Annotated in this window: 12 protein-coding genes; 1 reads left to right on the top strand and 11 read right to left on the bottom strand. The window is 70.3% G+C overall.

Going from position 1 to position 12,787, the window contains the following annotated elements:
* Nucleotides 1-45: 45 nt before the first annotated feature.
* The 4 genes from A4X16_RS02970 to A4X16_RS02955 all read right to left on the bottom strand — a co-directional run bounded on the left by A4X16_RS02970 (nucleotide 46) and on the right by A4X16_RS02955 (nucleotide 3,505).
* Complete coding sequence (locus A4X16_RS02970; RefSeq protein WP_067116080.1) at nucleotides 46-1,515, bottom strand: catalase; 1,470 nt, start codon at nucleotides 1,513-1,515, stop codon at nucleotides 46-48.
* 70 nt (nucleotides 1,516-1,585) lie between these two features.
* Nucleotides 1,586-2,005 carry a Fur family transcriptional regulator gene (locus tag A4X16_RS02965; protein ID WP_067116077.1) on the bottom strand — a complete coding sequence of 140 codons (420 nt, stop codon included), beginning with the start codon at nucleotides 2,003-2,005 and terminating at the stop codon, nucleotides 1,586-1,588.
* A gap of 83 nt (nucleotides 2,006-2,088) precedes the next feature.
* Nucleotides 2,089-2,754, bottom strand: coding sequence for a histidine phosphatase family protein (locus A4X16_RS02960; RefSeq protein WP_231880246.1), 666 nt, complete (start codon nucleotides 2,752-2,754; stop codon nucleotides 2,089-2,091).
* Between the two features lie 46 nt (nucleotides 2,755-2,800).
* Nucleotides 2,801-3,505 carry an ArsR/SmtB family transcription factor gene (locus A4X16_RS02955; protein WP_067116074.1) on the bottom strand — a complete coding sequence of 235 codons (705 nt, stop codon included), beginning with the start codon at nucleotides 3,503-3,505 and terminating at the stop codon, nucleotides 2,801-2,803.
* An 81-nt stretch (nucleotides 3,506-3,586) separates the two neighbouring features.
* On the opposite strand from A4X16_RS02955, the gene A4X16_RS02950 reads away from it, so the two are divergent.
* The gene (locus A4X16_RS02950; RefSeq protein ID WP_067116071.1) at nucleotides 3,587-4,186 is read left to right on the top strand and encodes a flavin reductase family protein; all 600 of its coding nucleotides are present in this window, start codon (nucleotides 3,587-3,589) and stop codon (nucleotides 4,184-4,186) included.
* A gap of 131 nt (nucleotides 4,187-4,317) precedes the next feature.
* On the opposite strand, the gene A4X16_RS02945 is transcribed toward A4X16_RS02950, so the two are convergent.
* The 7 genes from A4X16_RS02945 to A4X16_RS02915 form a co-directional block, all read right to left on the bottom strand.
* Nucleotides 4,318-6,381, bottom strand: a complete 2,064-nt coding sequence (locus A4X16_RS02945; protein ID WP_231880245.1) for a hypothetical protein — start codon at nucleotides 6,379-6,381, stop codon at nucleotides 4,318-4,320.
* A 4-nt stretch (nucleotides 6,382-6,385) separates the two neighbouring features.
* Complete coding sequence (locus tag A4X16_RS02940; protein ID WP_082914238.1) at nucleotides 6,386-7,381, bottom strand: glycoside hydrolase family 130 protein; 996 nt, start codon at nucleotides 7,379-7,381, stop codon at nucleotides 6,386-6,388.
* A gap of 42 nt (nucleotides 7,382-7,423) precedes the next feature.
* Nucleotides 7,424-8,266 (bottom strand): carbohydrate ABC transporter permease, encoded by an 843-nt coding sequence (locus A4X16_RS02935; protein WP_067116173.1) that lies wholly within the window; start codon nucleotides 8,264-8,266, stop codon nucleotides 7,424-7,426.
* The gene (locus A4X16_RS02930) at nucleotides 8,266-9,231 is read right to left on the bottom strand and encodes a carbohydrate ABC transporter permease (RefSeq protein ID WP_231880244.1); all 966 of its coding nucleotides are present in this window, start codon (nucleotides 9,229-9,231) and stop codon (nucleotides 8,266-8,268) included. Before A4X16_RS02930 ends, A4X16_RS02935 begins: the two co-directional genes overlap by 1 nt.
* A gap of 10 nt (nucleotides 9,232-9,241) precedes the next feature.
* The gene (locus tag A4X16_RS02925; RefSeq protein ID WP_067116065.1) at nucleotides 9,242-10,510 is read right to left on the bottom strand and encodes an extracellular solute-binding protein; all 1,269 of its coding nucleotides are present in this window, start codon (nucleotides 10,508-10,510) and stop codon (nucleotides 9,242-9,244) included.
* Between the two features lie 38 nt (nucleotides 10,511-10,548).
* Nucleotides 10,549-11,565 (bottom strand): LacI family DNA-binding transcriptional regulator, encoded by a 1,017-nt coding sequence (locus A4X16_RS02920; protein WP_067116062.1) that lies wholly within the window; start codon nucleotides 11,563-11,565, stop codon nucleotides 10,549-10,551.
* A 221-nt stretch (nucleotides 11,566-11,786) separates the two neighbouring features.
* Nucleotides 11,787-12,752, bottom strand: a complete 966-nt coding sequence (locus A4X16_RS02915; protein WP_067116059.1) for a squalene cyclase — start codon at nucleotides 12,750-12,752, stop codon at nucleotides 11,787-11,789.
* Nucleotides 12,753-12,787 lie beyond the last annotated feature (35 nt).

The raw sequence follows: 12,787 nt of genomic DNA, 5'->3' as shown, positions 1-12,787 counted from the left end.
TGGGATTCGGCCTGTTCCGGGCGTTCGGCCTGTTCCGGATGCAGCTCAGAAGCGAGCGCGCAGTGCCTCACCGAGCGCGGCGTCGACGTTCGTCCAGTACTGGAAGAAGCGCTCGCGGATCGCGTCGATCGTGATGCCCTGGCCCTGACCCGTCAGCGTGTCGAGGAAGCGCGCGCGCTGCTCGTCGTCGAAGACCGTGCGGTACAGCGTGCCCGCCTGACCGAAGTCGTCGTCGTCCAGGTGCAGGGTGGCGGCGGCGCGCATCAGCTCTCCGTCGGACTCCCAGCTCGCCTCGACGCCGGCCGCCGGGTCGGCCGCGGGGCCGCCGGCGGGGCCGAACGAGTTCGGCGTGTACACGCGGTGCTCGGCCGGGTTGAACCGGTACTGCATCTGGCCCTCGTGCATGTAGTTGCGCGTCTCGGCCGCGTGGGGCTGGTTGACCGGCAGCTGGTTGTAGTTCGCGCCGATGCGGTAGCGCTGCGCGTCGGAGTACGCGAACACGCGGGCCATGAGCATCTTGTCGGGCGAGATGCCGGTTCCGGGCACCTGGTTGCCGGGCGAGAACGCCGCCTGCTCGATCTCGGCGAAGAAGTTCTGCGGGTTGCGGTCGAGCGTGAACGTGCCGACCTTGATGCGCGGGTAGTCCTTCTTCGACCAGGTCTTCGTCAGGTCGAACGGGTTGAAGCGGTAGGTCTTGCCCTCGTCGTACGGCATGACCTGCACGTAGACGTCCCACGAGGGGTTCTCCCCGCGGGCGATCGCGTCGAACAGATCGCGGCGGTAGTAGTCGGCATCCGACCCGGCGAGCTTCTCGGCCTCGTCGGCGCTCATCGCCTCGACGCCCTGGTGGGAGAGGAAGTGGTACTGCACCCAGAAGCGCTCGCCTGCGGCGTTGACCCACTGGTAGGTGTGCGAGCCGTAGCCGTTCATGTGGCGCCAGCTGCGCGGCAGGCCGCGGTCGCCCATGAGGTAGGTGACCTGGTGGGCGGTCTCGGGCGAGAGGGTCCAGAAGTCCCACTGCATGTCGGCGTCGCGCAGCCCGGAGTCGCCGAGACGCTTCTGCGAGTGGATGAAGTCCGGGAACTTCATGGCGTCGCGGAGGAAGAACGTGGGGGTGTTGTTGCCGACGATGTCGAGGTTGCCCTCGGTCGTGTAGAAGCGCAGCGCGAAGCCGCGCACGTCGCGCCACGTGTCGGGCGAGCCCTGCTCACCGGCGACCGACGAGAAGCGCAGCAGCGTCTCGCTGACGGCGCCCGGCTGGAACGCGGCGGCGCGGGTGTAGGCCGAGACGTCCTCGGTCACGGTGAAGGTTCCGAACGCTCCGCCGCCCTTGGCGTGCGGGTTGCGCTCCGGCACGCGCTCGCGGTTGAACGACGCGAGCTTCTCGACGAGGTAGCGGTCGTGCAGGACGGTGGGTCCGTCCGCGCCGACGGTGAGCGAGTGGGCGTCGCTCGCGACCGGGGTTCCGGTCTGCGTCGTGGTGGGAGGAAGGGGCGTGGTCGATGGGTCGGTCATGTTCTTCTCCTTCTGCTGCGCGGGCGCGACGAAGACCCCCGGGTGAGCCGGGAGTGGTCGGCGGACACGCCTACGCGGCGTTCTGACAACTGGGGCAGAGGCCCCAGAAGGTGACTTCGGCTGTCTGGACGGTGAATCCGCCCGCCGAGGACGGTGTGAGACACGGCGCTTCGCCGACGACGCAGTCCACGTCGCCCACGGCACCGCAGGCGGTGCAGACGATGTGGTGGTGGTTGTCGCCGATGCGCCGTTCGTAGAGCGCCGCGGAGCCTGCCGGTTCGATCCGGCGCAGCAGCCCCGCCGTCGTCAGGTCCGCGAGGATGTTGTGCACCGACTGGATCGACGTCGTCGGCAGCACGGCGGACACGGCGCGGTAGACCCGCTCCGCATCCGTGTGGGGCATGGACTCCATCGCCTCGAGCACGGCGACGCGGCCCGCGGTCGACTTCAGGCCCGCAGCGCGGAGCGCGGTGTCGAAGTCGGAGTCCATGCCTCGACCCTATCGTGGTGTTTTGAGTTGTTCAAAACAACGGCGTGTCGTGGCGTGTCGGGCGGCCGGCATCCTGTCGTCCCTCAGGACTCCGACGGTGCCAGCGGCAGCTCGAGCCCGTAGTTCCACGACAGGATCGCGGGCTGCTCGCGGTAGAAGCTCAGCACCGACACCGATCCGGCGTCGAGGGAGATCTGCGCTCCGAAGCGCGGGGCGAGGCGCAGGTACACCGCGGTGAGGATGCGGAGGAAGTGCCCGTGCGCGACGAGCGCCACATCGCCCTCCGCGAGCACCGGGAGCACGCGGGTGAGCACGCGGGATGCCCGGGCGGCGACCTCCTCGACGGTCTCGCCCGGCGTCTCGCCGCGGATCACGCCGTGTGTGAACGCGCTCCAGTCGTAGCCGAGCTCGGCCCGGATCTCCTTCGTCGTGCGGCCCTCGTATCCGCCGTAGTCCCACTCGACCAGGAGCGGGTCGACCTCGGCGTGCAGACCCGCGAGCTCGGCCGTGCGCCGCGCACGCTGCAGCGGGGACGTGAGCACGAGCGAGAAGTCGTAGTCGGCGACCAGACGACCCGCGCCGCGGGCGAGGTCCTCTCCGCGGGCGGTGAGCGGAACGTCGGTGAGCCCGGTGTGCAGACCCGCCTTCGACCATTCCGTCTCGCCGTGCCTCAGCAGCACGAGCTTGCCCGCGGGGTTATCGGGCGCGGGACGGTCGGGCAGCGGGTCGTTCACGGGGAGTGCGGGCACACCGCAACCGTATCCCGTTGTCCGATTCGCGAGCCGAGGGATGCCGTCAGTCGGCGTCGACGTCGACGCCGAGGACGGCCTGGAGACCGGCGCGACCCTCGGCGGTGAGATGCACGGCCCGGGTGCCGTCGCGGCGCACGATCCAGCCGAGGTCGACGAATCGGGCGAGGAGGGCGGCGCCCAGGGCTCCGGCGAGATGGTCACGGCGCTGCGTCCAGTCGAGGCACGGGACGATCTCGGGCCGCGACGACCGCCGCAGGGCGACGAGATCGATGCCGAGATCCTCGCACCACGTCTCGCCGGCCGGGGTCAGCCTGGTCGGCATGGCCGAGTCGATCAGCCCGCGCTCCCCGAACGCCGCCGCCACCCGCACGCCGACGCGCCCCGCCAGGTGGTCGTAACAGGTGCGGGCGAACGCCGACGCGCGATCCGCGTCGATCGCCCGCCAGTCGGCCCTCGAGGGTGCCGGCGCGCCGAGGGCCGCGAGCATCTCGACCAGATGCGCGATCTGCTCGTCGCGGATGCGCACATAGCGGTGGCGACCCTGATGCCGATCCTCGATCAGAGCGGCGCCGCGAAGGACATGCAGGTGCTCGGTCGCCGTCGACCGCGAGATGCCGGCGTGCGCTGCCAGCTCGGTCGCGGTCCAGGCGCGTCCGTCGAGCATCCCGAGCAGCATCGTCGCCCGGCTCGTATCGGCCAGAGCGGCCGCCCGCGATGCCAGGGCGGCCCCGTCGGCCCGGTCGTTCATGCGCCCACGCTCCTCACCTCACCACGATACGGACCTCATCGTTCGGTCGTCGCCGAAGCGTTCGCGCGAGAGGATCGGAGGATGCGTGAACACCGGGTCATCACCCCCTCCGTGCTGTATTTCGGCACACCCGTGGCCGTCGTCTCCACCGTCAACCCCGACGGATCGACGAACATCGCCCCCATCTCCTCCTACTGGGCGCTCGACGATCTGGTCGTGATCGGGCTCGGCGCCTCGGGGCAGACCGCACGCAATCTGCGCGAGCGCTCAGACCTCGTCGTGAACCTCTTCGAGGACGCGGCCTGGGAGCAGATCGACGCGCTGGGACGGCTGACCGGCGCACACCCCGTTCCGTCGGACAAACGCCAGGACTGCCGGTTCGAGGCCGACAAGTTCGCGGCAGTCGGGTGGCGGCCGCTGGCGGCATCCCCAGGGCGGCCCGCGCGGATCGCGGAGGCGTCGGTGCACATCGAGGCCTCGGCGACGGCGATCGACGGGGAGCCGGGCGGCCTGATCGTCGTGCGCGCGCGTGCCGGGGTCGTCCACGCCGACGACCGGATCGTCGTCGAGGGCACCTCGCACATCGACCCGCAGCGCTGGCGGCCGCTGATCTACAGCTTCCGCCACTACTTCGGGCTGGGTGATCGCCGGGGTGTCGCACCTCACGCCGACGTGCGGTGATGATGTCGGACAGATCACGGAGGAACGGACGCATCACGGAGGATCGGAGCCGGATCGTCCGTGATCCGTCCGGACCTCCGTGATCCGTCGAGCCGTCATCCCTCGGGCCGTGATCCGTCGGTCGGGAACCGTCAGACCCGGGTGATCGTGAACCCTCCGCCCCTCACGCGCACCCGCTCGCCCTGCGCCGCCTGACCGCGCTGCGAGCCGTCGGCGTCGTATGCCCGCCCCGAACCCGCCGCGAGAGGAGCCACCCGCTGGTCGCGTCGACTCCCCGCGGCGTACAGCACCGCCGGTCCGGATGCCGTCGCGTAGACGGCCGTCGAGACGGCGGGCTGGATCACCAGCGCATCGAGACGCACGTCGCCGTGACTCGTGCAGCGCACGACGACAGGCCCCTCGGGCAGGTCGCCGCCGAGCAGCTGCGGCACGAGCATCCCGTCGGCCTCGGTGAGACCGCGGTCGCCGGTCCCGCCGGCCGGCGTGCGGGTGCTCCACACCCTCCGCCGTCCGGAGAACACCTCCCACACGGCATCCCCGGCATCCGCCGTCTGTCGCCAGACGAGCCCGTGCAGGATGCCGCCGGCCTCCATCACGTCGAACTCGACCCACTCGCCCTTCGCGAGCCTCACGAAGGCGCCGCCCGAGAGATTGCCCTCGCCGATCCAGGCCCCGCCGGCCGGCGTCTCGACGACGGCGCCGGGCGATCGCCGAGCGGTCTCCGCATCGAGCACCCGCAGCCCCGAGAACGAGGTCAGACCCGTGATCGACGTCGCGAGCGCCGCGATGTCGGGGTTCGCGTCGAGCAGCAGCATGGTGAGCAGACCGTGGATGGTCGACTCCGCCCCCGAGTTGCGGTTGACCCGCCCGTCGGTCTCGACGCCGTCGAAGGTCACGCCGGTCGCGGGGTCGTACACGGGGATGCCGGCGGTGTTGGCCCCGAAGAACCACCCCGCGGCGAGCCCGGCGATCAGGCGCAGGCCCTCGCCGCCGGACGACGACACCGATGCGGATGCCGCTGCGGCCACCGCCCCGGCCACCCGTCCGTGTGCGCCGTACGCGATCTGCGCCTCGGCCGGCAGAGGCGCCCACGCGTTGTGGGGCCCGCCCGAGGTGAGCACCTGCGGGGTGAAGCTCCCGGCATCCGCGACCGCCGCCTTCGTCCACGCGCGGCGGCGCAGCAGCGCACCGCCTCGTGCGAGCGCCTCGGGTGCGGCCGCACCCCACGCGTGCCAGAACCCGAGCGAACCGGTCCACGGCAGCACCGCGCCGAACGGCCAGCCGTCCGCCGGGGTCGTCGCCATCGCCGCGACCCCTTCGCCGTATGTCTCGAGAGCCTGACGGCTCCGCGCGTCGCCCGCCTCGGCGGCTGCGGCGAGACCGAGCATGGCCTCGGCCGTGGCGTCCGCGCCGCCCGCGATGAGCCACGCCGGCAGTCGCCGGCCGTCGCTCTGCACCCACTGCCCCGCGCGCGACAGCGACTCGCGCCCCAGAGCGTCGAGGCACAGGTGCAGCCGGGCGAGCAGGAACGCCGCGAACTCGGGGTCGCGCGCGAGGAACACGGCATACCCCTCGCCGAACGCCCACACCGTGCGGGCGAGCCAGTACGACTCCGCGGAGTCCGACGGATCGGGCAGCTCCACCGGGATCGCGCTGGGGTTGAGCGTGCCGTCCTCCTGCTGCCACAGCACGACCCGTCCCGCGTTCGGACCGGTCGCGGTCTGCAGGAACGCGAGCGAGCGCAGCACCTGCCGCGCCTCGTCGAGGCTCTGCGGATCGCCGGATGCCGTCGCATCGCGGAGGAGGACGACCGCCGCACGCGCGATGTCGTCGGCGTTGTACGCGCCCTGCGTCCAGTACCCGGTCACCGCGTCGCGGGTGCCGCCGCCGACCGGACGGTAGCCGCCGGCGCCGTCGGTGTCGGCGTAGGTCCACGGCGCGAGCACGGTCGGCTCCGCGTCGATCGCGAACGTCGTGTGCGTCGCCGACGCCACGAGCGGCACCGGAGCCAGGAGGAACCGCAGGTGCGCGAGGTTCGTGAGGCGCGTGCTGGTCGCCTGCGCGGACAGGGCCGACGGCAGGGACAGCGGGCGAGCGGATGCCGCGGTCTGCCCGACCGCGGCATCCTTCGGCAGGAAGGCGAGCGCGGAGGACGCGGCGGCGGCGGTCAGGAAGGCCCGACGGGAGATGGCCATGACATCACTCCTCACCGCTCGGGTTGCCGGCATCCCGCAGCGCGCGGCCCCACGGCTCGGCCGGGTCGTGGATCGCGACCGCGAGCGTCGTGTCCGACTGCCCGTAGTACGCGAACCACCGGCCCTGGAACTTCACGAGCCCCTCGACGAACGTCACGTTCGAGACCAGGCCGTGCAGGTCCTCGAAGCTCTGCGGTCGCAGCCACGGCTCCTGCAGGCGCGCGATGACCTTCGTCGGCTCGTCGGGGTCGATCGCGATCTGGCCGCAGCGATAGTCGACGTCGACCGAGCCGTCGTCGTTCACGGTGCGCGTCGCGCCGTTGGTCAGCATCACGAGCAGTCCGTTGTCGGTGACGACGGGCGACGTGCCGATCTCGACGAGGGCCTCGTCCCAGGTGCCCGCGGTCGGCGAGTACATCGGCTCGGTGTCGGGCGTGCCCGGCGTCCAGTGGATGAGGTCGTCGCTGGTCGCCCAGTAGATGCCGCCCTCGCCGAAGTACATCCACCACTTGCCGTGCATCCGCTGCGGAACGATCACACCGGCCTTGGACCAGTTGAACCCCCGCGGATCCATGGTCTTGAAGGTGTCGAAGTCGTCGAACAGCGGGCCGTGCTTGGTCCAGGTGCGGAGGTCCGTCGAGGTGGCCAGGCACAGCTGCGCGCTGCGTCGGTCCCAGCCCGTGTAGGTCAGGTAGTAGGTGCCGTCGATCAGCGCGATGCGGGGGTCTTCGCAGCCGTAGCGCTCGTAGTCCTCCGACGGCGAGAGGATCGGCGCGTCCTCGCGCTCGAAGGTCACGCCGTCGCGCGAGCGGGCGATGCCGATGTGCGACACGATGTCGTCGGCGTGCGCGCGGTACAGCAGCACGACCTCGTCGCCGTCCACGAGAGCCGCGGGGTTGTAGAGGTTGGCGGATTCCCAGCTGTCGCCCTTCGGGCGCAGGATCGGATTGCCCTCGTAGGGGGTGAAGGGTCCGAGGGGGAAGGAGGCTCCGGTGAACATGGGGTCCTTTCGGGGATTCGGAGTCGGACGCCGGCGGCGGGGCTAGCCCTTGACCGCAGCGCCGAGATCGGTGGCGCGGAAGAACCGCTGGAACACGATGAACAGGATGACGACGGGGAACGCGAGGGCCGTGGCACCCGCGAGGATCGCTCCGTTCGGGTTGGCCGTGGACTGCGCCACGTTGGAGATGTAGTTCGCCAGCGACACCGCGAGCGGTTGCAGCGAGGCGTCCTTGGTGATGAGGAACGGCCAGAGGAACTCGTTCCACGGGCCGATGAACGTCACCAGCACGACGGTGACGAGCACGGGCTTGATCAGGGGGATCGCGACCGACGTCAGCAGTCTGATCTCACCGGCGCCGTCGATCCGTGCCGCCTCGAAGATCTCGACCGGCAGCGCCTTGAAGAACTGCACGAAGATGAACACCGCCGTCGTGTTGATGAGGAACGGCAGGATCATGCCCAGATACGAGTCTCCGAGGCCGTAGTTGCGGGTGATCTGCACATAGAGCGGGATCATGAGCAGCTGGAACGGCACCATCTGCACGAGCAGCATCAGCACCCAGATCACCCCGCGCCCGCGGAAGTCGAGCCGCGCGATCGCGTAGCCGGCGAGCAGGCCGAACACGACCGTGCCGAACAGCACACCGGCCGTGAAGATCAGCGAGTTCAGCAGCGAGCCGACGAGGTCGATGCGGGAGTCGATCGCGACGAAGTTGTCGACCGTCCATCCGCTCGTCGGGAACAGCTCGCTGGGGGAGTTCGTGGGGCTCTCCTGGAAGGCCCCGACGAGCATGAAGTAGAACGGGAAGGCGAAGCCGATGGCCGCGACCGTGAGCAGGATGAGGCTCAGGATGCGGATCGGTGAACGTCTGCGGCGGGTCATCATCGCTCCCTCGTGGCGCGGTTGGCGGCGAGCGACAGCATCCCGACGAGGATCACGAGGATCATGCCGATCGCGGCTGCGGTGTCGGGGTTCTGCTGCTGGATGCCGAGCTGGTAGATGAGCAGCACGGGCGTCGACGAGGCCCCGTCGGGGCCGCCGCCGTTGGTGAGCAGGTACGGCTCGGTGAAGAGGTTCGCGCCGGTGATGATCGACAGGATCAGCACGAGGGTCGTGGCGCTGCGCACTCCCGGGACGGTGACGTTCCAGAAGCGCGAGAAGGCTCCGGCGCCGTCGGTCTCGGCCGATTCGTACAGCTCCTTCGGCACGTTCTGGAGGGCGGCGAGATACAGCAGGATGTAGAAGCCGAGCTGCTTCCACGTGACGTAGAGCGCGATCATCGGCATCGCCAGACCGCTGTTCACGAGCCAGGACGGGTCGGGGGCGAGCGGGCCGAGGATCGTGTTGATCAGGCCGTTGCCCGAGAACAGCAGCATCCAGACGCCGACGAGCGAGACGCTGGCGGTGAGGTACGGCACGTAGAACGCGACGCGATACGCGGCGACCCAGCGGATGCCGGTGTTCAGCGCCGCCGCGAGCACGAGCGACAGCACCGCGGTGAGCGGCACGTTGATCACGAGGAAGATCAGGGTGTTGCGGAACGAGCCGAGCACCCGCGGATCGGTCAGCACCGTGACGAAGTTGTCGAAACCGACGAACGGGCGGTCGACCACGGCGCCCGGGGCGGTGAAGAAGTAGTCGTGGAAGGCGATGTAGACCGCGAACCCGAGCGGGAACGCGAAGATCGCCAGCACGAACACGAGGTACGGCAGGGCGAAGAGGCCGCCGATCGGCTGCGCGCCCAGGATGCGGGTGCGCAGCCGGGACCTCTCCGGCCGGTCCGGCGGCGCGGCCGGGGCGGTGGTGCCCTCGGCCACGTCCGCGACGGCGTCGTCTCGGAGCGTCATGATCGGCTCATCACTCCGCGACGAGCTCGTCGATCTTCGTCGCGGCCGTCTTCAGGAAGTCGTCGATCGACTCCTTGCCGAAGATCACCGCGGCGGAGTACTCGTCGCGGAAGGCCTGCCACGCCTCGACGGAGTTCGGGATGCTGGGCACGTCCGCCGTCTTCTCGGCCTGCTCGGCGAAGGCGACGTAGTTCGGGTTCGCGTCGAAGTAGTCGGCGTAGGTGCCGGTGAGGTCGGTGCGCATCGGCATCTGGCCGGTGGCCTCGAGCAGCTGTCCGTCGCTCTCCTCGCTGGTCGAGAACTGCAGGAACTCCCACGCGGTGCCCTGGTTCTCACACGCGGTGAACATCGAGACGCTCTTCGAGTCGGCGAACGTCGTCGGCCCCTCGCGGCCGTCGCTCGTGGGCACCGGCATGAAGCCGACGTCGACCGTGTCGGCGTACGACGGGATCGCCCAGGGCCCTGCGAGCTGCATGGCCGTGGTGCCGGCCGACATCGCGTCGTCGGTCGATGCCTCGTTCGGCGAGAGCTTCTCGTCGTAGAACGTCTTCCAGAACTCCGAGACCGTGCGACCGGCATCCGAGTCGATCGTGGCCTTGCCGTCCTCGACGAGCATCGTGCCGTCGGTCTCGGCGAGGTACAGCGGATAGAAGTCGAACCACGGCTGGTAGAACTCGCTCGTCGGCGCCGGCCAGATCGCGCTCTGCACACCTGACTCGACGATCGCCCGCGACCCCGCGAGGAAGTCGTCGTACGTCGCCATCTGCGGGTTCTCGGGGTCGATGCCCGCGGCCTGGAACAGCGCCTTGTTGTACATGACCATGACGGGGTTCGACTTCCAGGGCAGCTGGTAGAAGCTGCCGTCGGTGGCGTACGAGTCGACCTCGCCGCCGCGCTCGGTGATGTAGTCGCTGCCGCCGTCGAAGGTGCTGAGATCGACGAGGCCGCCCTGCTTGACCCAGCCCGACACGGCGGCCGGAGCCACGTTGTACACGAGGCAGGGGGCGGTGCCGGCGGTGATCGCGGCGGTGATGGCCTCCTCCGACGACGACCCGGCGGGGATCTCCTGCGCCGTGACCTTCTCGTCGGGGTGCTCGGCGTTCCACGCCTCGACCACGGCCTGGCCCCAGGCGACTTCCTGCTCGTTGTTCGAGAGCCAGATCTTGATCTCGCCGGTGGCATCGGCGGAGCCTTCGCCGCCGCCGCCGCCGCCCGCCGAGCATCCGGTGGCGACGAGCGCGACCGCTCCGACGAGTGCTGCTGCACGGATCTTCTTCATGGTGTCCTCCTTGACGCGATGGGTTCTGCTGGTGGGTGTCAGTGGGTGCTCGCAGTGCTCTCGGTACTCGCGGTGCTCTCGCGGAAGTGCACGACGTTGCAGTCGACGACCTCGGTGCGCGGCTCGGCGCCCGCGATGTCGGCCTGCAGCAGTCGGGCGGCGGCGCGGCCTCGCGCGGCCGGTCCCGACGAGACGCTGGTGAGCGCGGGGGAGAGGTGCGCCGAGAGGTGATCGTCGTCGAACCCGGCGATGGCCAGGTCGCGGGGGATGCTCAGGCCGTTCGACCGCGCATAGGAGAGTCCGGCGATCGCCATGGTGTCGTTGGCGTAGAGGATCGCCGTCGGGCGGTCGGGCAGGGCGAGCAGCTCGGCCGTCCTGGTGCGGCCGCTCGCGGCGGTGAAGTCGCCTTCGCGCAGCAGCTCATCGGTCGACATGGCGTCGATGAAGGCATCCGCCCTGGCTCGGGAGTGCACGTAGTCGAGTGGACCCGAGACGTGGGCGATCCGCTCGTGGCCGTCCGCGCGCAGGTGCGCCACGATCTCGCGGATCGGCGCCGCGTCGTCGGTGCGGACGCACGAGAAGCGGGTCGGCCGCTCGTAGGCGCCGACCAGGACGGTCGGGATGCCGAGCTCCTCGAGCAGCGGCACGCGCCAGTCGTCGTGACGGAGGTCGAGCAGCAGGGCCCCGTCGGCGCGGCCGTGGGCGAGTGCGCGGTAGGCGCGCTCCTCGGCGGCCCTGTCGGGCACGACCTGCAGCAGCAGCGCGGTCTCGGTCTCGGCGAGCACGGACTCGACGCCGGCGATGAAGGCGGGGAAGAACGAGTCGTTCGCGATGACCTCGGGATCGCGGGCGAGCACCACGGCGACGGCGTTTGCCTTCTGCGTGGCGAGGGCACGGGCGCTCTGGCTCGGCACCCAGTTCAGCCTCTCGGCAGCGGCGAGGACCTTGGCCTTGGTGTCGTCGGAGATCGGGCGCTTGCCGCTGAGGGCGTGCGAGACGGTGGCCTTCGTGACGCCGGCCTCGCGGGCGACGTCGGCGATGGTCGTGCGGCTCATCGCCACCTCCTCGACTGCTCTGTCGGATCTTCGGATGTGAACCGGTTTGATGAACCGGTTCCGTCGAGTGTAAACCGGTTTGACGGTGGCCGTCAACGGGCGATGCGAGCGAAGCCGCGACGGATCACGGAGGTCAGGACGGATCACGGAGGTTCGGGAGCCACGGATCCGTCATCCGTCCGGTCCTCCGTCATCCGTCCGGCGCGAACAGGCGGATGCGGTCAGGCGGCGTCCCACCAGTCGAGCACCCGGGTGCCGACGAGTGTCAGCCACCGCGACGGCTGACCTTCGGGAGCGTCGACCTCGAACCAGGTCCGTCCGGGCAGAGGAGCGCCCTGCAGCCAGGTCCCGTCCGACCGCCGCGCCGCGCGCACGACCTCGACCGCATCGGCGAGCCGCTCGTCAGGCGTCGTGCCGTCCGTGATCGACGCCTCGCGGAAGTGGTCGAGCGCCGTCAGCGCGCTGTACCGGTGCCGCTGCGGATGCACGAAGTGATCCACGAAGTCTCCGACCCGCTCACCGGTCGACTCGCGGTACAGCAGGCGGCGCCGCAGCAGGTACTCCTCGCCCGAGTGCCGCGCCTCGCGCAGCGACGCGTCTCCCGTGGACAGCTCGTACGACAGCATCCCGCGCACCGCGTTGAGCGTCGAGTGGAACGACGATCGCACCGAGTCGCCCTCCTCGGCCTCGCAGTTCCAGCCCCCGTCGTCGAGCCGATGCTCCGGGAACCATGCCACCAGCCTCGAGACGTCGGCACCGAGCCACGCCCCGTTCGCAAGGGTGAAGGCGTTGGTGCAGACGTCGACCTCGCCGCCCCAGAACGGCATGTCGTCGTACTCCCACCGGCAGTTCCGGTCGAGGCGCTCCGCCGTGTCGCCGAGGGCCGCGGCGTCGACGCCCCACTCCCGCAGCTGATTCAACGACCACGACGTCGCGGTCCACGGCTGCCCGGGCTCGGAGGGCGGGCCGTCGTCGAAGTATCCTGCAGGGAAGTGCGCCCCTCCGGCCCATCGCCCGTCGGCATCCTGCCTGGCCAGCAGTGCGGCGCCGAACCCCTCGGTCGCCACGCGCGCCCTGGTCGCCTGCCACTCGGCATCCGGGGCGTGCAGCAGGTCCCTCTGCACCTGCCAGCGCACGGCCGGATCGCCGTCGAGCAGCCAGTCCCGCGTCCTCGTCGACATCGTCATGCCGGGCACGCTACTCCCGGCATCCGTCTCCGGCC

The sequence above is a fragment of the Microbacterium sp. H83 genome (assembly GCF_001650405.1).
Lineage (GTDB): Bacteria > Actinomycetota > Actinomycetes > Actinomycetales > Microbacteriaceae > Microbacterium.
This window is presented reverse-complemented; position numbering and strand designations above follow the sequence as displayed.